Raw genomic sequence first — 17,324 nt, forward strand, 5'->3', positions numbered from 1 at the left:
TGACGGGTTCCCTGACGGACCCCCGGTCGGCTTTCTGCCGTCCGGGGGTCCGTGCCGTCCGGGGTCCGCGCGGTCCGGGGGCTGTGCGCGCGTGCCTCGTGCCCGTGCACGCCGCGGGTGCCCGCGCGTGCGGCAGTGCCCCGTCCTGCGTGAGCGTGCCGGATCCCGGGCGGGGTCGCGCCCCCGCGCGTTGCTACCGTGCTCCCTCGCCGAGCACGAAGACAACCGGGGGACGAAATGCACCAATCCATGGCGCTCGCCAAGGGCGCCCGTATCACCGGCGGGATGTTCTGCCTGCTGTTCTTTCTCTTCACGGCCTGCTGGCTGGTGGTCGACCTGGGCGAGTTCGGGATCGGCGGGCTCTGGGAGTCCTGGACCTTCCGGCACGCCGGCGGTACCAACCAGGTCACCACCCCCTTCCATGTCGGTCTCGCCCTCGTCCAGTTGGCGGCGGTGTTCACCGCCTTCGCCGGGCAGCGGGTGGCCGGTGGCCTGCTGGCCGTGGCCACCACCTTCACCTTCGCCACCGCGCTCCAGGCGGTGATCAGCACCGGCAGCCACACCAGCGACGAGCGCTGGTTCCTCCACGCCGAGACCGCCACCACGACCTTCGACGGCGTGTTCGTCAGCAGCCTGGGGGTGGTCCTGCTGTCGTTCGCCGCCGGTGTCGTGCTGCTCACCGGCCTGCGTTCCTGGCCGCGCGCGAAGCCCAGCGACCCGCCGGTGCGCCCGACGAGGACGGCCGGGACGGTGGCCGGTCTGCTGCTCGGGGCGATGGTGCCGGCCAATCTGGCCTGGCAGATCTACCTGCTGACCGAGGGCGGTGGTTCCTTCACCACGTTCTATCTCGGCAAGGGCGTCCTCAGCTCGCTGCTCTGCCTGGCTCCCGGCTGGTCCGCGCTGGTCTTCCTGGTGCTGACCGCGCTGGCCGGGGTCAACAGCCTGATGCGCGGCGGTGCGGCGCGCGGGCTGGCCATCGGGCTGGCGGTCCTGTCGCTGCCCAGCGCCCTGGTGGCCTTGATCGGGATGGCCGGCAACGGTGCCCTCTTCACACTGAACGACGGCACGCCGGGCCTGAGCATCCTCAACGATCTCCAGCTGCTGCTGGACCTGTTCGGTTCGCCGGCCCTGCTGGCGCTGATGGCTCGCGGCGAGCCGGTCGCCGTCGCCTGGTACCCGCCGTCCCCGGCTCCGCAGTTCGCCGCCCCCGGCTTCGTCCCACCGCCCGGGCCGCAGGCCCCGCCCGCCTGGCAGCCGCCGGCCGGCCCGGTGCCCCCGGTCGGCGGCCCGCCGATGCCCCCGGCCGGTGCGCCGCCGGTGCCGCCCGGTAACCCGCCGTCCCCGCAGGGCGGGTTCGGGCCGCCGAGGTACTGACCGGCGACGGTTTCGGCACGGCCCGCGGGCCCGCGAAGAGCGGCCGACGGGACCACCGGGCGGCCGGCGAAAACAACTGTCCCCGGACACCACCCGGTTGCTACCGTGCGGCGGCGCCCGCGCCCCGGGTGCGACCCCTGCGGGACGAAGGAGGCTGAGGAATATGGCCCGCTTGACGCCTCTTCGTGCGGATCTGTGTACCGCGCGGCTGCTGCTGCGGCCCTGGTCCGACGGGGAACTCGCCGCCGTCCTGGAGGGGACGCGGCAGCCGCACTGGGCCGCGGACTTCCCCGCGGACGGCGACCGGGTCATCGCCGGTTTCACCGCCGACCACCCCGCCGCGCGCGGCGCCTACGGCCAGCGGCAGATCCTGGAGCGGGCGAGCGGTCTGGTGGTCGGCGGCATCGGATTGTTCTGGCCGCCGGCCGACGGCTCGGTCGAGTTCGGCTACGGCATCGTGCCGTCCCGGCGGGGCCGCGGCTACGCCTCCGAGGCCGCGCGGGCCCTGGTGGCGTTCGCCTTCACCGCGCCGGGCGTGCACACCGTGTGCGCGGACACCGAGCGGTCGAACCCGGCGTCCGGCCGCGTCCTGGAGAAGGCCGGACTGGAGCGCTGGAGCAGCGACGACACCCACGTGCGCTTCCGTCTGACGGCGCCCGCGCCGGCGTAAGGGCCCGGCCGACCCCCGTACCGCGTCCGCCGTACGGGGCCGGCGAACCCTACTCCCCGGGGAGGCCGCCGGGTTCCGCCCGGGGGGCCGGGTGCCCGGCGGGGTCCGTCCCTAGGATTCAGGCCATGGAACTGCGAGGCCTCAGACTGCGTGGACGGCGCCTGTACGCCACCGTGGGCGCCCTGGCCGTCCTCATGGGAGGCGGCGGCACCTGGGCGGCCTCCACCTCGGACGCCGCGCCCGCCGTGCACCGGGAGGACCGGGTCATGACCATGCCGGAGAAGCCCGGCAGCGCGCGGCACGTACGGATCGACACCTCCTTCTTCACCGCGCCGGGGCACTCCGCAGGGCGTCGCCCCGCGGTACTGCTCGCGCACGGCTTCGGCGCCACCAAGGCCACCCTCCGTCCCCAGGCCGAGCGGCTGGCCCGGGACGGATACGCCGTCCTGACCTGGTCGGCGCGCGGCTTCGGGAAGTCCACCGGGAAGATCGGGCTGAACGATCCGCGGGGCGAGGTCGCCGACGTGCGCCGGCTGATCGACTGGCTGGCCAGGCGCCCGGAGGTCCGGCTCGACAAGGCGGGCGACCCCAGGGTGGGGGTCGCGGGCGGTTCCTACGGCGGCGCGATCTCGCTGCTGGCGGCCGGCTACGACCGGCGCGTGGACGCCATCGCCCCGCAGATCACGTACTGGAACCTGGCCGACGCGCTGTTCCCCCACGGGGTGTTCAAGAAGCTGTGGGCCGGGATCTTCTTCACCACCGGCTCGGCGGGCGCCCCCACCGGCTCCCCGGTCCGCCCGCCCGCCACGTCCGGCGGCTGCGGGAAGTTCGAGCCCGAGCTGTGCCGGATGTACGAGCGGGTGGCCGTCCGCGGCCGGCCCGACGCCGCGGCCCGCCGGCTCCTGGAGAGCCGCAGCCCGGTCGCCGTCGGCGACCGCATCAAGGTGCCGACGCTGCTGATGCAGGGCCAGACCGACTCGTTGTTCCCGCTCGACCAGGCCGATGCCATCCGGCGGGCGGTCCGCCACAACGGCGCGCCCGTCGACGTCGACTGGATCGCCGGCGGGCACGACGGCGGGGACCGGGAGGTGGCCCGGCTGGAGGGCCGGACCAGGGCCTGGTTCGACCGTTATCTGAAGGGCGACCGGCACACGGACACCGGGCCCGCGTTCCGGATCAGCCGCACCGGGGGAGTGGACTCCACCGACGGCACGGTGCGCACGCGTGGCGCCGGCGCGGACCGCTACCCGGGCCTGGACCACGCCCCGCGGCACATCCGCCTCGCCGGCCGCCCGCAGACCTTCGCCAACCCGCCCGGGGCCGGGCCGCCCGCCGTCTCCGCGGTGCCCGGCGTCGGCGCGCTCGGCAACCTCGCCTCGCTCGGCGCCGGCGGTCTGTCCCTGGACTTCGCCGGCCAGTACGCCGGTTTCGCCTCGGCGCCGCTGCGTACCCCCGTCCGTCTCACCGGCAGCCCCACCGCCACCGTGCACGTACGGTCCGCCACCCCGGACGCGGTGCTGTTCGCGAAGGTCTACGACGTCGCGCCGGACGGCCGCCGCCAGGTGCTGCCGTCCCAGCTCGTGGCGCCCTACCGCATCGAGGGCGCCCGCGCGGGCCGGACGGTGCGGCTGCGGCTGCCCGCCGTCGACCACGAGTTCGCCGCCGGCCACCGGCTGCGGCTGGTGCTGTCGGCCACCGACCTCGGCTACGCCTCGCCGGCCGAACCCGCCTCCTACACCGTCGCGTTGCGCGGCGGCGGCATCGAGGTGCCCACGGCGCCCGAGGTGCGCACCGCGCCCGCCGCGCTGCCCGCCTGGACCTGGGCGCTGCCCGCCGCGGCAGCCGTGGCCGCCGCGCTGATACTGCTCACCGGCCGCCGCCGGATCACGGCGCCGGCCCCCGACCCGGCGCTCGCCGAGGTCCCGTTGCAGATCAGCGGGTTGAGCAAGCGGTACGCGAAGTCGGCCGCGGGGTATGCCGTGCGGGACCTCTCCTTCCGGGTGGAGCAGGGGCAGGTGCTCGGACTGCTGGGGCCCAACGGGGCCGGCAAGACCACCACCCTGCGGATGCTGATGGGGCTGATCACGCCCGACGAGGGCGAGATCAGGATCTTCGGGCAGGCCGTGCGGCCGGGCGCCCCGGTGCTGTCGCGGGTCGGCGCGTTCGTCGAGGGGGCGGGCTTCCTGCCGCATCTGTCCGGCCGCGCCAACCTCGATCTGTACTGGCAGGCGACCGGCCGGCCCGTCGGAGACGCGCACCTCGACGAGGCACTGGAGATCGCCGGTCTCGGCGACGCGCTGGACCGCGCGGTGCGCACCTACTCCCAGGGCATGCGGCAGCGGCTCGCGCTGGCCCAGGCCATGCTGGGGCTGCCGGAGCTGCTGATCCTCGACGAGCCGACCAACGGGCTCGACCCGCCGCAGATCCGGGCGATGCGCGACGTCATGATCCGCTACGCGGCCGCCGGACGCACCGTCATCGTCTCCAGCCATCTGCTGTCCGAGGTCGAGCAGAGCTGTACGCATCTGGTCGTCATGGACGGCGGGCGGCTGGTGCAGGCCGGGCCGGTCGCCGAGATCACCGGTTCCGGCGACACCCTGCTGGTCGGCGTCGCCAACGAGGTCTCCGACGCCGTCCTGGAGAAGGTGGCCGCGCTGCCCGGTGTCGCCTCGGCCGTGCGCGCCGACGGCGGCCTGCTGGTCCGGCTGGACGGTGCCAGCGCCACCCAACTGCTCACCGAACTCCTCCGGTTGGAGATCGCGGTGGACCGCCTCGGCCCGCACCGCCGCCTGGAGGACGCCTTCCTCACCCTGATCGGAGGGGACCGATGACCGCGACCCCGGCGGCGCGGGCACCCGGCTACCGCCCGCGCCGCACCCTCCCGCTGCGCGTCGAGGCCCGCCGCCAGCTGCGCCGCCGGCGCACCCTGGTGGTCGCCGCGATCCTGACGCTGCTGCCGTTCGTGCTGGTGGTGGCGTTCGCGGTGGGCGGCGACCCGGGCGGCCGCAACAACGGCCGGATCACCCTGATGGACGGCGCCACCGCCTCCGGGGCCAACTTCGCGGCCACCGCCGTGTTCGTCTCGGCGGGCTTCCTGCTGGTGGTCCCGGTGGCGTTGTTCTGCGGGGACACGGTCGCCTCGGAGGCGAGCTGGGCCTCGCTGCGCTATCTGCTCGCCGCGCCGGTCCCGCGGGCGCGGCTGCTGCTGAGCAAGTTGACCGTGGGTCTGGTGTTCAGCGCCGCCGCGATGCTGCTGCTGCCGCTGGTCGCGCTGGGCGTCGGCACCGCCGCGTACGGCTGGGGGCCGCTGCAACTGCCCACCGGCGGCGCGCTGCCCGCGGGCGAGGCGGTGGCGCGGCTGGCGGTGGTCACCGGCTATGTCTTCGTCAGCCAGCTGGTCACCGCGGCGCTGGCGTTCTGGCTGTCGACGGTGACCGACGCGCCGCTGGGCGCGGTCGGTGGCGCCGTCGGCCTGACCATCGTCGGCAACGTCCTGGATCAGGTCACCGCCCTCGGCAGCTGGCGCGAGGCGCTGCCCGCCCACTGGCAGTTCTCCTGGGTGGACGCCCTCCAGCCCCGGCTGGAGTGGTCCGGGATGATCCAGGGCGCGGCGGTCTCGGTGTCCGCGGCGCTGGTGCTGTGCGCCCTGGCGTTCCGCGGCTTCGGCCGGAAGGACGTGGTGTCCTGACGGGCGGTGTCCTGACGGGGCGCCGGGAGGGCGAGAGGGGGCCGCGCGCGGTCACGGTACGGCCCCCGGGGCCGGCGAGCCGGCCGGCCCCGGTCACGGCCGGTCAGGCACTCGGCCCCGTCATCTGCGCGCTGACCCACTGCATCGTGCCCTCGCCCAGGCCCTGCACGTAGGTCCCCGCGCTGTGGGTGCCGTTCGGCACGATGTGCAGCCGGGTGTGCACCGGGCCGTGCCCGTACTGGCGGATGAACTTCCGCACCTTCGGCAGCACCGTGTACTCCCGGGAGCCGTCCTGGAAGGCGAGGTAGACCGGCGGTCCGCCGCGCGCGATCAGCCGGCGGGCCAGGACCTCCGGGTTGTTCTCCCGCTCCTCCTTGGCGTGCCCGTTCCACAGCGGCGAGTCGGGCACGATGTCCGGCCCGTTGGGTATCGCCACCTTGAACGTCTCCGGGTTCTGCAGCACGTTCTTCAGCGCCGCGAACCCGCCCGACGAGGAGCCCATGATCGCCCAGGCGTCGCGGGTCTTGAGGGTGCGGAAGTTCTGCCGTACGAGGTCGGGCACGTCCTTGCTGAGCCAGGTGCCGATCTTCGGCTGGCCCGGTATGTCGCTGCCGTCGTAGTACTGCTTGTCATTGGGGTTCAGCACCGGCATGACGACGATGAACGGCAGGCTGGTGCCGTTCTTGGACCACTGGGCGAGGTTCTCCTCCAGCTTGAGGTCGGAGCCGATCCAGTAGTTGACCGGGTAGCCGTAGGAGCCGGGCAGCGCCTCCATGACCGGGAAGCCCTTGTTGGCGTTCCGCTTCTCGTAGTACTCCGGCGGCGCCCACACCCACACCTTGCCGGTGAAGCCGGACCTGGGGCCGTGCAGGGTGGTCACGCCGATCGGGGTGTTCTGGCCGGCCCCGCCGACCCGGCTTTCCTCGGTGAAGCTGATCGGCCGGGTGGGCCACTGCACCAGCGAGTGCTTCCCCGGGGGCGTGCTGTGCATCGAGGCGCCCGTCTTGGGGCCGCCGCCGAAGTGGACGGGGGAAGCCTGTGAGGCGCTGGTGCCGCAGCCGGCCGTGGCGGCGAGAACGGTCAGGGCGATCAACGCGATCACCGAACGGAACAGGGCTTTGTGCACGGGGCCTTCTCCTTGCCGAACGCCCGGGGACGGTCCGGGCTGCACAGCAAGAGGGGGCCCGCGCGGCGCATGGTTTCCCTTCCGGGGTGTCGGATTGGTCGCACCAGCTGCCCGGAATCCGGGCATCCCCTTTCTGACCTGCGATGTTTTACGCTCAACGGAAGGGGGGTTTACCGGGATTTTCCGGGTCGGCGGGCGGGAGCCCCGCCCACACGGCTCGCCGGGACCCTGCGGGAACCCCTGCCTTCGCCGTTCGGGACCCGGCCGGCGGCCTCCGGGACCCCCTGCCGGCGCCCTCCGGAAACCCCCGCCTGCGCCCTCCGGGAACCCCCGCCGGTGGCCCGTATCCTCGTCGCCATGACCTGGTCGCGTGCGCTCAAGGACGCCGCCCGCTCGGGGCTGACCATCGAGCGGACCAAGCTCACCCCCTTGATCGCCCTCCGCGGCTCGGTCGGCGTCGCCCTGGTCATCGGCCTGTGTCTGTGGCGCGGCGACCCGGCACTCGCGGTCTCCTCCGCCTTCGGCGCGTTCTCCTCCGGCATCGTCACCTTCCAGCGCAGCATGCGGCCGCGCCCGGTGCTCGCCCTCGCCGTCGCCGGCGCACTGGCGGTCTCCACCTTCCTCGGCTACCTGGCCGCCGCCCATCTCCTCGCCTTCGTACTGCTCCTCGCCGGCTGGACCTTCCTGGCCGGGATGGCCTGGGCGATCGGCCCGGTCGCCGGGCTGGCCGGCACCCAGACCGTGGCGATCATGCTGGTCACGGTCACCCTGCCGACGTCCGTCCCCGGAGCGCTGCAGCACGCCGCCCTGATCTTCTTCGGCGGCGCCGTCCAGGCCGCCCTCATCGTGCTCTTCCCGGTCCGCCCCTGGGGCATCCAGCGCGATGCGCTCGCCGACGCGCTGGCCGCCGAGGCGGATTACGCGCGGCGGCTGCGGCAGGACCCGGTCGCCCCGTTCGATCCGGCGCCCCTGATGGACGCCCGGATCGCCTCCGCCGTGACCCCGCGTCAGGCCAGGCGGCGGCCCGTACAGCTGCACGGCCCCCGCGGCCTCGCCGAGCGCGTCCGCCCGGTCCTCGCCTCCCTCGCCGACCCGGTCGTCGGCGCCCCGCCGGAAGGGCCCGAGCGCGACCGCGCCCGCGATCTGCTGGGCGCCGCGGCCACCGTCCTGGACGCCGTCGCCTTCGCGGTACGGCACGCCAAGCCGGTGCGGCTGCCGCCCGAGGCGATGGCCGTCCTCGAAGTCCCCGCGACCGGCCCGATGCTCCACGGCGCCGCCCGCCGCTCCGCCTACCGCTTGATCTCCCTCCTCGCGGACGCCGTCGAACTCACCGACGAGCCGGTCGAGGCCACCCGCCCCACCACCGAGGCCGAACGCGGTCATCTGCTGCGCCCCAGCGTCCCCCGGCTGGTCCCGGTCGCGCTGCGCTCCCTGCACCGCGAGGCCCGCTGGACCTCCCATGTCTTCCGGCACGCCCTGCGGGTCGCCGCGGTCGCCGCCGCCGGCTATCTGCTGGGTACCGCGCTCCCGTTCGGCCACGGCTACTGGGCGCCGCTCGCCTCCGTCATGGTGATGCGCCCGGACTTCGCCCAGACCTACTCCCGCGGGGTCGCCCGCTTTTGCGGCACCCTCGTCGGCGTCGCCGTCGCGGGCGGGCTGATGGCCCTGGCCCACCCGGGCCTGTACGTCAGCGCCGCCCTGGCCGTGGTCTGTGTCGGGCTGATGTATCTGCTGATGCGTACGGGCTTCTCGGTGACCTCGGCGTGTGTGGCCGCCTATGTGGTCTTCCTGCTCGGCATCGCGGGCGCGGGCTGGCAGCAGACCGTCCAGGAACGCGTCGTGCTCACCCTCCTCGGCGGCCTGCTCGCCATGCTGTCGTACGCGCTGTTCCCGGCCTGGGAGACGCCCCGGCTCCGCGACCGCCTCGCCGAATGGCTGGCGGCCAACGGACAGTACGCCCTGGCCGTCTACGACCTCTACGCCACGCCCGCCGAACGCCGCCCCCGGCAGATCCGCGACGCCCTGCTGGACGCCCGTGCGGCCCGCGCGGCCTGGGAGGAGACCGAGGCCCGCGCCGAGAAGGAACCCGTACGCCACCGCGGGCTGTCCCCGGCCTCGGCGAAGGCGGCCGGTGCCGCGCTGGCCACCATGGGCCGGGTCACCATGATCCTGGAGGTGCATCTCCCCGAGCGCGACGCGGACGCCTCGCCCGGCGCCACCGCCTTCGCCTTCGAACTGCGCACCTCCCTGGAGGACGCCACCGAAGCGGTCCGGGAGCGGGGCGAAGTGAACTGGAGCACGCTGCGCGCCGTATGGGAGAGATGGGACGCGGAGGACGAGAGCCGCGGCGTCGCCCTGCGCGTCGCCGAGCTGCTCGTCGATGCCCTCGACGACGTGGCCGAGGCGCTGTCCCGGGAGCCGGACCGGGCGGAGCACGCGGCACCGGACACGGAACGGGACACAGCATCGGACACGGCACGGGACAGAGAAGGGAACGGTGGCGGATGAGGCGGCGGACCGCGGTGACGGGAACCAATCCGGGCCCCCGGTAGTCTTATTAATTGCCCGCAATGAACGCCATTGGTAGCCCATGGGGTTGTCTGCGGTGCAATGCCCAGGATTCCGTCCCCTCTTCAGAGAGCACATGAACTCCCCATGGCGTCCAGCACTTCGTCCGGTACGTACGACATAGGCATCGACCTCGGCACCGCCAACACCCTGGTGTATTCCCGCGGCAAGGGCGTGGTGCTGAACGAGCCGTCCGTCGTCGCGGTCAACGCCTCCGGGGAGGTGATCGCCGTGGGGGAGGAGGCCAAGCGGACCATCGGGCGCACGCCGTCCGGGATCACCGCGATGCGCCCCTTGAGGGAGGGCGTGATCGCCGACTTCGACGCCGCCGAGCAGATGCTGCGCGCCCTGATGAAGAAGGCCCTGCCCAGCCGCCGCTTCTCCCGGCCGCGGGTGGTCATCTGCGTCCCGTCCGGCATCACGGGCGTGGAGCGGCGCGCGGTCGTCGACTCCGCCAAGGCCGCCGGCGCCCGTGAGGTGCATCTCATCGAGGAGCCGATGGCCGCCGCGATCGGCGCCGGCCTTCCGGTGGACGAGCCGGTGGGCTGCATGGTGGTGGACATCGGCGGCGGCACCACCGAGGTCGCCGTCGTCTCCCTCGGCGGTCTGGTCACCGCCCAGTCCGTACGGGTCGCCGGGGACGCCCTGGACGCCGCCGTCACCTCCTACGTCAAGAAGAAGCACTCCCTGGCCATCGGCGAGCGCACCGCCGAGGACATCAAGATCGCGATCGGCTCGGCGGCCTGGACCCCGGTCGGGACCGACGAGGACGGCGCCGCGGAACGCGCCACCTCCTACACGGTCCGCGGCCGCGACCACGTCAACGGCCTGCCACGGATCCAGGAGATCACCGAGGAGGAGATCCGCGAGGCCCTGGCCGAACCGGTCGACGCGATCGTCCAGGCCGTCCACCGCACCCTCGACGAATGCCCCCCGGAGCTCTCCGGCGACATCGTCGAGCGCGGGATCGCCCTGACCGGCGGCGGCGCCCTGCTCCGCGGCCTGGACCAGCGGCTGCGCCAGGAGATGGGCGTCCCCGTGTCGGTCGCCGACGAGCCCCTGGACTGCGTGGTCAACGGCACCGCCAAGTGCGTCGACGAATTCGCCAGCCTGCACGGCCTGCTGACCGGCGCCAAGCAACAGCCCAGGAAGACGGTGCGGTTGTAGGAGCGGGCCGGCCGGACAGCCGGCGCGGGCGGTCGGTACGGGGGGCTGCCCGCAGTGGCACCCCGTCCGCCGGGGGCGCGGCGCCGCGCCCCCTCCCGGTGACGTACGCCCCCGGTCAGCCACCCGCCTCCCCGGTGCGGCGAACATGCCGTTCCGCGTTGAGGAAGAGCAGGTTGGCGGCACCTGGCCGCACCAGGAAGTGGGAGAAGGCGTCGGCGTCCGGTCCCTCGAACGGAATCTCCGCCACGACGGAGCCGGCGGGGTCCTGCCCAGGGGACAGATGGACGACGATGCCGTTCGGCAGGGTTACCCGGATCTCGTCGGCATCGAGGGGGGTCGGCACACCGTCGCGGACGACTTCGACGTGGAGCGGTGCCCGTTCATCCGGCGTGGGATCAGTTGTCGGCATGCCGTGATTCTCCTTCGGGGTGCTTGCACCGGACGGCATCCGGAACGGACTTGGCTCCAAACGACCGACCCCAGGGGCCTCTCCTGCCTGACGCCGACGGGGCGGGAGGGTTCAGCCGGTCCTCCACCGGGCGGTCAGGCCCCGGGTGCCGGTCGTGGTCAGGGCTGCCGCCAGGGCGGCGATGACGCCTGCCTGCACGGCGCCGGCAGTGACGAGGAAGCCGGGGGCGTGGGCGCCGGCCAGGAACGCGAGGCCGAGCGTCCGCTCCACCAGCACGGCGAGGCCGAGCGCGGCCAGTGCGAGGGGCAGCGCGGGATCCTGCGTGTGCTGCGGCGACCGGAACCGGGCGATCAGCCACCCGGCGGCCGCGGCGATGAATGCCGCACCACCGGCCCATTCCGGGTCCGCGCCGCCGGGCCACACCACGGTCGACGCACCCATGAGGACGCAGGTGCCCATGAGGACCAGCCCGGGAGACGACAGCGGGAGCCGGGCGGGCGGGGCGTCGCGGTGGAAGCCACAGCACAGGGCGAGGACGGTCAGCCAGGAGAACACCGCGGTCGTGAGCGAGAAGGAGACCACCAGGGGGTCCTGCCCGCCGCCCAGGTGCTGCGTCACCGACGCCAGGCCGGGAAGGGCCGCGAGGGCGGCGAACACGAAGGCGGTGCGCCGGTGGTCGCGCAGCAGCGCCAGGTACGCCACCGTCCACGCCAGCGGAAGCAGCCAGCGCACGGCCTCGTACAGCCCGGCCGGGGCGCCATGGCCGGTGAAGCCCATCAGGACCATCTCGCGGTCCTCGGCCGGGGCACCGCGCACCCAGGCCAGGAAGAGGGCCTGTTCGGTCAGCCCGGAAGCCGCCTGCAGCAACACGCTCAGCAGCGCGAACAGGCGCACCACCGCGCCGAGCGTGGCGTAGCGGGCGGGGGCCCCGGCGGCGCCCATCCGGGTGCGGAGGGCGAGGGCGGCGATGCTGGCCACCTCGCCCCACGCCGGGCGCAATTCGTCCCGGTCCCGCTCGTCGATCCCGTGCAGGTAGGCCTCCACCATCTCCTCCTCCCGCTCGGTGCGGTAGTAGGAGGGCAGCAGGCGCAGCACGGTGCGGTAGCGCCGTTCGAGCAGGGTCGTCATGCCGTGCCTCCCGCGAGGCCCGGGCGGCGCACCGGGCCGCCGGCGGGGGCCGGCCCGGCGGCCGAGGGGCGGTGGGCGGCCATTCGCTCCGTCGCCGCCCGCGCCCCCGCCGCCATCCGCTCTGCCTCGGCGGACAGCGCCGCCCCACCGGCGTCGGTGAGCCGGTAGTACCTGCGCAGCCGGCCCTGCTGCACCTCCTCGCGGTCCAGCTCGATGAGCCCGTCGGCGGCCAGCCGGTCCAGCACGCCGTACAACGTGCCGATCCGCAGCTGCACATGGCCTTCGGACAGTTCGTCGACCACCTGCACGATGCCGTAGCCGTGCCGGGGCTGGTCCACCAGTGCCGTGAGGACGAAGAACGCAGCTTGCGTCATACCTCGGGGAGTCATGTCGGCACTATATCCTGGCTTCCGATATATGGGGAGAGGGTCGCGCCGTTCCGGCCCGGTCCGCACTGCGTGGCCCCCCGCCGTCCGCCCGTCCGGGGCAGTGCCATGATCGTGGGCCTGGAGGGTTCGCCAAGAACGGGAAGCCGAACGGAAGTTGCCCTCCGCCCACGGAGGCCGCGACCCCTCGCCTCCTCCGCCGTCCGTCGCCGCCATCGACCGGAAGCCACCACCGCCACCGCCGTCACCAGCACCGCCGAACTCCCCTGGGAGGGATGCATGTCGCAGTCCGCCACGACACCGTCCACACCGTCCCCGTCCTCCGCGGGCGGGGCACCGGGAGCACACCCGTCCGCCGCCCTGCTGCCGGAGGCTACGCACCGTACGGTGGAGGTCCCCGGCGGCCGCATCCACCTGGTCGAGCAGGGCACCGGCCCGCTCGTCCTGTTGGTCCACGGATTTCCCGAGTCCTGGTATTCCTGGCGCCACCAGCTCCCCGCGCTCGCCGCGGCGGGCTACCGTGCGGTCGCCATCGACGTCCGTGGCTACGGGCGTTCCTCGAAGCCCCGCGAGGTGTCGGCCTACCGGATGCTGGCCCATGTCGCCGACAACGTCGCGGTGGTGCGCGCCCTCGGTGCGGAGACCGCGGTGATCGCGGGCCATGACTGGGGCTCACCGATCGCCGCCACCACCGCACTCCTCAGGCCCGACGTCTTCACCGCGGTGGCGCTGCTGAGCGTTCCCTACGCGCCCCGGGGCGAGATCCGGCCCACCGAGGCCTTCGCACGGCTCGGCGGCGACGGTGAGTTCTACATCAGCTACTTCCAGGAGCCCGGGCGGGCGGAGGCGGAGATCGAGCCCGATGTCCGCGGCTGGCTCGCGGGCTTCTACGCCGCGCTCTCCGGCGACGCCGTGCCGCCGTCGGATGCCGTGCCGCCGTCCGACCCGGGGGACGTCGCCCGCTACTCCGTCCTCCCGGGCGGGAAGCTGTCCGACCGCTTCCCCGAGGACGTCCGACTCCCCCTGCCCTGGCTCACCGAGGCCGACCTGGACTTCTACGCCGGGGAGTTCGAGCGGACCGGCCTGACCGGCGGACTCAACCGCTACCGCAACGTCGACCGGGACTGGGAGGACCTCGCCGCCTGGAACGGTGCCCCGCTCACCCAGCCGGCACTCTTCATCGGCGGGGAATTCGACGCCCCCACCCGCTGGATGTCCGACGCCATCAAGGCCTTCCCCCGTACCCTCCCGGGCCTGTCCGCCTGCCACCTCCTGGACGGCTGCGGCCACTGGGTCCAGCAGGAACGCCCCGCGGAGGTCAACCGGCTGCTGTGCGACTGGCTGCACACGCTGCCCGCGGCGCCCGCCCGTACCCCCTAGAGGTCGCGCGGAGCGCCGCGCTGGGGGCGTCGCGGTCACCGCAGCTCCGGCGACCGCGACGCGCACCCGGCCCGGCGAACCGCGCACACGGAGGACGAACGGCCAACAAGGTGAACCTGGTCGACCTGACGGCAATATGGCCTACCTCGCGCGGAGCACCAACGGCTCGAACGAGTTCGCCGTGGTCGCTCGTGGAACGGACGCCGATTGGATCGACATCCTCGAGGACCTCGACGTCGGCACGGTCGTCCCGTTCCCCGAAAGCGGATCGCCGACGCCCCTCCACGTTTCCAAGGGGCGATGGATGCGTTCAAACGGGTGGTCAACGCCCGCTCGATCGCCTCACCTTCCCCGAACGTCACGCTCGTTCAGGCGCTCACCCGCGCTCGACCCGGCGCCCTCCTCGCCGCAGCCGACCGTCTATCTGACCGGTCACAGTCTGGGCGGTTGCATCGCCGGCATGCTCGCGCCGTACCTCCGGGCACAGACCTGGCCGAAACAGCCGAGGTTCGCGGTGATGACCTGTGCCGCTCCCACCGCCGGCGTGCAGAGCTTCGTCGACCACGTCAATTCCCTGTCGGGGGGCCTCGACGAGCGCCAGAACAACGCCTACCTTCGGCGCACCGGGCGCCACGGTGACCATCAACGGCAGCGGGTTCAGTCCGGACAGCAAGGTCGACTTCGGCACCTTCGCCTGCACCGAGCGCGACGTCGTCATCGACCCCTCCGGCAACAGGATCACCGCCAAGGCCCCCAACGGGACCGGCGTCGTCCACCTCCGCGTCACCAACACCCTCGGCACCTCCCCGCCCGTCGCCATGGGGCAGTTCGCCTACGGCGGACCCGCGCCTGTGGTGGTCGGTGCGGTCAGCCCGACCAGCGGAAGGGTCGGCACCCCGGTCGCCATCCACGGCTCGGGCTTCGCCAACGGGGCCACCGTGCACTTCAAGGACAAGGTGGCCGAACCCAGGTTCGTCTCCACCGGCCAGCTGACCGCAACCGCGCCCGGTCAGCTCGACGTCCAACGGGGGACGAATCTGCAGAACGCCACCGTCACCATCGGTGGCAACGCGGCGACCGACCGGAGCCGGCCGGAGAGCCCCGGTGCGGTCACCCCTGAGGCCGTTGCAGGAAAAGGGTTCGGCCCCCGCCCGGTGTACGGGCGGGGGCCGGACTTGCCGGTGGTTCCCCATGGCTCTGCGCGGGGAGCGGATGCCGGTCGGGGGGCAGATACCGCCGGGCGTCCTCCAGGGGGCGTCCGGCGGCGCCGCACAACAAGGGCAGCGGCAGCCCGGCGTCCGCCATCCATGTCAGTCCGGTGTGCCGGAGGTCCTGGCGCCGGAGGTACTCGTGACCGAGTTCGGCCACCACATCGTCCCAGTGGGTGGTGTCCCGCAGGACGGCGGCGGTGAAGCGGCTGCCGTCCGGGCCGGTGAACAGCCGGGCGTGCGGGAGGTGGCGAGCCGAGTCCAGCCGCGCGGCCGCCAGTTCGCGGGCGGCGGGGCGCAGCGGCACGATCCGCTGGTGCCGGCCCCGGCAGGCCCGGTCGCCGAGGCCGTCGGGTTCGGACACGGTGAAGCGCTGGACGTGCCAGGTCCAGGTGCTCACATCGACGTCCTGGGCCTGCAGGGCGGACACCTCGCTGAAGCGGGTCCCGGTCCAGGCGGCGAACCGGACGACGTCCCCCCATCCCTCGTGGCCGTCGGAGGACCGCTGCACGAGCGAGGCCGCCAGCCGCTCCAGCGTCCGCACGTCCGGCAGGGCCAGCGCCCTGGGCGTGGCGCGCTCGCTCTGCGCGCGCTGGTACTCCTGCTGCCAGCCGGCCACCCGGGCCGGATTGGCGTCGAGCACCCCGTCGCGTACGGCTTGCTCCAGGACGCGGACGAGCACGGCAAGGCTGTTCTTCACCGTCGACAGGCCGCATTCGTCGGCGATCCAGCAGTGCAGGGCGCGATTGACGACCCGGCGGGTGACCTTGCGGACGGGGACGTGGCCGATGCTGGGGACGACCCGCAGCCGCCACCCGGCCTGGTACGGGGACATGGTCAGCGTTTCGAGGCCGTGCATCGCGGCCGGCCACCGCCGTTCCCCGTAGGCGGCGAGTGACAGCGCATGGAGCTCGTCCGCGGGGGCACACGGATACCCGGCGTCGTTGTTCATTATCGAATCACCCTTGTCTGATCGGGGAGTTATTCGGCCGGCCGGCACCGATGGTGCGATTCACTCGGGAGCGCGAAATCGGAATCGAGGAATCCGGTCACCCCATGCCCGGGGCGGTGCAGTGAACTGTGAGCCCCGACGGAGAGCGGTTTGGCGTGCCGTCCGCCGCGGAGGGGGATGAGGGCCGGCCCGAAGGCCGGTAAATGTCCGAGCCCTACAGCGCGGACGGACCGCGCCGGCGGCCTCCCGCGGATCAGTCACAGGTACGGGAGAATTGTGGACGCAGTGCCAACTAGGCTAAGTGTAAAGGGAGATGTGACTGCGGAGCGGGAACGAAGGATGCTGTAATGACTTCCGTTGTCATGGTCGTGATGGCGCGAGGCCACCGACTAATGCCGACCGGCCGGTCCGTATGTGTTCCGCGCACAAGAATGACAAGCGACGGAACCGCCTGGCCAGGCGGTTCCGGCTGGTGACCGGGCGGGGGCGGTCGGCAATCAAACGCTTCATCAGCCATGTGTGGAATAAAGGCATCTACTAAGGCCATTGCGCAAGTTGGTACGAGTTTCCACTTTTCGCGCTGCTCCGAACGGGTGGCCTTATCGATTGACTGTTGTAGCGCGCCGAGCCGCATGGATAACTAGTTCCATCCAACCGGTGGGCCGCCCATCCTCTCCGGGGAGCGGCACCTGGCCTACCCGTTGGCCCGGCCCAGCGCCTGGTTGCGGTCAGACCGAGATGCCGTATGGGCGTCCCCGGTAGAGGGTTTTGGATCCGTCAGCCGGTGCCGATTCCTCGGCACCGGCTGATCGGCCCCCACATTCGGTCAGGGGGCTTCATGCGAACTCTTTCCTTCATTCGCTGGACCGACGGTGTCCGCACCGGGATCCTGAGCCTCACCATGGCGGCACCGACACGTGGCGCCGCCGGCAACGACACGAGTGTCCCGACCCCGGCGCCATACGGGAAAACGGCGTGCGCCGCCCCCGTCGGCCCGGCACCCGCGGCCGGCAACGGCCGCCGGACACCTGCTCCGTACGGCATCTCCGTCCTCAACGCCTCCCGCGACACCGGAAGTTCGCGTGGCGCGAGGCTCCGGCGCACCGGCGCGGCGTGCCCGGCGGCAGCGCGCCGCCCCCTCGCCCGCCTGCATCCCCGCGGGCGTTTCCGCCTCCGCGCGCAGGACGGCGCGGTGCCCGTCCCCGGCGCCGGCGGACGCCTGGTACCGGCCGTGCCCCGCGCGCCGAAGGCCCCCGGCGGCGCCGCTC

Annotated in this window: 12 protein-coding genes and 3 pseudogenes; 10 read left to right on the forward strand and 5 right to left on the reverse strand. The window is 73.2% G+C overall.

The window, feature by feature from the left end; all coding sequences use genetic code 11:
* Positions 1–237: 237 nt before the first annotated feature.
* The 4 genes from EST92_RS17205 (at position 238) to EST92_RS17220 (ending at position 5,732) form a co-directional block, all read left to right on the forward strand.
* Positions 238–1,374 carry a hypothetical protein gene (locus tag EST92_RS17205; RefSeq protein ID WP_254068865.1) on the forward strand — a complete coding sequence of 379 codons (1,137 nt, stop codon included), beginning with the start codon at positions 238–240 and terminating at the stop codon, positions 1,372–1,374.
* Positions 1,375–1,546: 172 nt separating this feature from the next.
* Positions 1,547–2,044 (forward strand): GNAT family N-acetyltransferase, encoded by a 498-nt coding sequence (locus EST92_RS17210; protein WP_254068866.1) that lies wholly within the window; start codon positions 1,547–1,549, stop codon positions 2,042–2,044.
* A gap of 125 nt (positions 2,045–2,169) precedes the next feature.
* Positions 2,170–4,875 (forward strand): alpha/beta fold hydrolase, encoded by a 2,706-nt coding sequence (locus tag EST92_RS17215; RefSeq protein ID WP_129281799.1) that lies wholly within the window; start codon positions 2,170–2,172, stop codon positions 4,873–4,875.
* Positions 4,872–5,732, forward strand: coding sequence for an ABC transporter permease (locus EST92_RS17220; RefSeq protein WP_129281800.1), 861 nt, complete (start codon positions 4,872–4,874; stop codon positions 5,730–5,732). Before EST92_RS17215 ends, EST92_RS17220 begins: the two co-directional genes overlap by 4 nt.
* A 103-nt stretch (positions 5,733–5,835) precedes the next feature.
* Here EST92_RS17220 and EST92_RS17225 read toward each other — a convergent pair whose 3' ends face one another.
* Positions 5,836–6,858, reverse strand: a complete 1,023-nt coding sequence (locus EST92_RS17225; protein WP_129281801.1) for an alpha/beta hydrolase-fold protein — start codon at positions 6,856–6,858, stop codon at positions 5,836–5,838.
* Between the two features lie 357 nt (positions 6,859–7,215).
* Here EST92_RS17225 and EST92_RS17230 point away from each other — a divergent pair, with 357 nt between their 5' ends.
* Together EST92_RS17230 and EST92_RS17235 are read left to right on the forward strand one after the other, a co-directional pair.
* The gene (locus EST92_RS17230; protein WP_129281802.1) at positions 7,216–9,366 is read left to right on the forward strand and encodes an FUSC family protein; all 2,151 of its coding nucleotides are present in this window, start codon (positions 7,216–7,218) and stop codon (positions 9,364–9,366) included.
* 147 nt (positions 9,367–9,513) lie between these two features.
* Positions 9,514–10,593 carry a rod shape-determining protein gene (locus EST92_RS17235; RefSeq protein WP_129249721.1) on the forward strand — a complete coding sequence of 360 codons (1,080 nt, stop codon included), beginning with the start codon at positions 9,514–9,516 and terminating at the stop codon, positions 10,591–10,593.
* A gap of 115 nt (positions 10,594–10,708) precedes the next feature.
* On the opposite strand, the gene EST92_RS17240 is transcribed toward EST92_RS17235, so the two are convergent.
* The 3 genes from EST92_RS17240 to EST92_RS17250 form a co-directional block, all read right to left on the reverse strand.
* Positions 10,709–11,002 carry a hypothetical protein gene (locus tag EST92_RS17240; RefSeq protein WP_129281803.1) on the reverse strand — a complete coding sequence of 98 codons (294 nt, stop codon included), beginning with the start codon at positions 11,000–11,002 and terminating at the stop codon, positions 10,709–10,711.
* Between the two features lie 111 nt (positions 11,003–11,113).
* Complete coding sequence (locus tag EST92_RS17245; RefSeq protein ID WP_129281804.1) at positions 11,114–12,130, reverse strand: hypothetical protein; 1,017 nt, start codon at positions 12,128–12,130, stop codon at positions 11,114–11,116.
* Positions 12,127–12,504: a PadR family transcriptional regulator gene (locus tag EST92_RS17250; protein ID WP_129281808.1), complete on the reverse strand. Its 378-nt coding sequence runs from the start codon at positions 12,502–12,504 to the stop codon at positions 12,127–12,129. Before EST92_RS17250 ends, EST92_RS17245 begins: the two co-directional genes overlap by 4 nt.
* A gap of 291 nt (positions 12,505–12,795) precedes the next feature.
* Here EST92_RS17250 and EST92_RS17255 point away from each other — a divergent pair, with 291 nt between their 5' ends.
* From EST92_RS17255 to EST92_RS32225, 3 genes and pseudogenes are all read left to right on the forward strand, one after another.
* On the forward strand, positions 12,796–13,896 hold the full coding sequence (locus EST92_RS17255; protein ID WP_129281805.1) for an alpha/beta hydrolase: 1,101 nt from the start codon (positions 12,796–12,798) through the stop codon (positions 13,894–13,896).
* A gap of 460 nt (positions 13,897–14,356) precedes the next feature.
* Positions 14,357–14,410 (forward strand): annotated as a pseudogene (locus tag EST92_RS32220) (hypothetical protein); the annotation flags it as partial.
* 121 nt (positions 14,411–14,531) lie between these two features.
* Positions 14,532–14,903, forward strand: a pseudogene (locus tag EST92_RS32225) (IPT/TIG domain-containing protein); the annotation flags it as partial.
* A gap of 103 nt (positions 14,904–15,006) precedes the next feature.
* Here the strand turns inward: EST92_RS32225 and EST92_RS17265 are convergent.
* Entirely contained in the window at positions 15,007–16,056 is a 1,050-nt protein-coding gene (locus EST92_RS17265; protein WP_129281806.1) for a tyrosine-type recombinase/integrase, read from the reverse strand.
* Between the two features lie 838 nt (positions 16,057–16,894).
* Between EST92_RS17265 and EST92_RS31800 the strand changes: the two are divergent.
* Positions 16,895–17,324: pseudogene (locus tag EST92_RS31800) on the forward strand (hypothetical protein); the annotation flags it as partial.

The organism is Streptomyces sp. TM32, from assembly GCF_004122755.1.
GTDB lineage: Bacteria > Actinomycetota > Actinomycetes > Streptomycetales > Streptomycetaceae > Streptomyces > Streptomyces sioyaensis.

What these genes read in the sequence shown, in the direction of transcription:
- EST92_RS17205 (WP_254068865.1), top strand. Translation starts at nt 238, where the DNA reads ATGCACCAATCCATGGCGCTCGCCAAGGGCGCCCGTATCACCGGCGGG.
- EST92_RS17215 (WP_129281799.1), top strand. Translation starts at nt 2,170, where the DNA reads ATGGAACTGCGAGGCCTCAGACTGCGTGGACGGCGCCTGTACGCCACC.
- EST92_RS17220 (WP_129281800.1), top strand. Translation starts at nt 4,872, where the DNA reads ATGACCGCGACCCCGGCGGCGCGGGCACCCGGCTACCGCCCGCGCCGC.
- EST92_RS17230 (WP_129281802.1), top strand. Translation starts at nt 7,216, where the DNA reads ATGACCTGGTCGCGTGCGCTCAAGGACGCCGCCCGCTCGGGGCTGACC.
- EST92_RS17235 (WP_129249721.1), top strand. Translation starts at nt 9,514, where the DNA reads ATGGCGTCCAGCACTTCGTCCGGTACGTACGACATAGGCATCGACCTC.
- EST92_RS17240 (WP_129281803.1), bottom strand. Translation starts at nt 11,002, where the DNA reads ATGCCGACAACTGATCCCACGCCGGATGAACGGGCACCGCTCCACGTC.
- EST92_RS17245 (WP_129281804.1), bottom strand. Translation starts at nt 12,130, where the DNA reads ATGACGACCCTGCTCGAACGGCGCTACCGCACCGTGCTGCGCCTGCTG.
- EST92_RS17250 (WP_129281808.1), bottom strand. Translation starts at nt 12,504, where the DNA reads ATGACGCAAGCTGCGTTCTTCGTCCTCACGGCACTGGTGGACCAGCCC.
- EST92_RS17255 (WP_129281805.1), top strand. Translation starts at nt 12,796, where the DNA reads ATGTCGCAGTCCGCCACGACACCGTCCACACCGTCCCCGTCCTCCGCG.
- EST92_RS17265 (WP_129281806.1), bottom strand. Translation starts at nt 16,056, where the DNA reads ATGAACAACGACGCCGGGTATCCGTGTGCCCCCGCGGACGAGCTCCAT.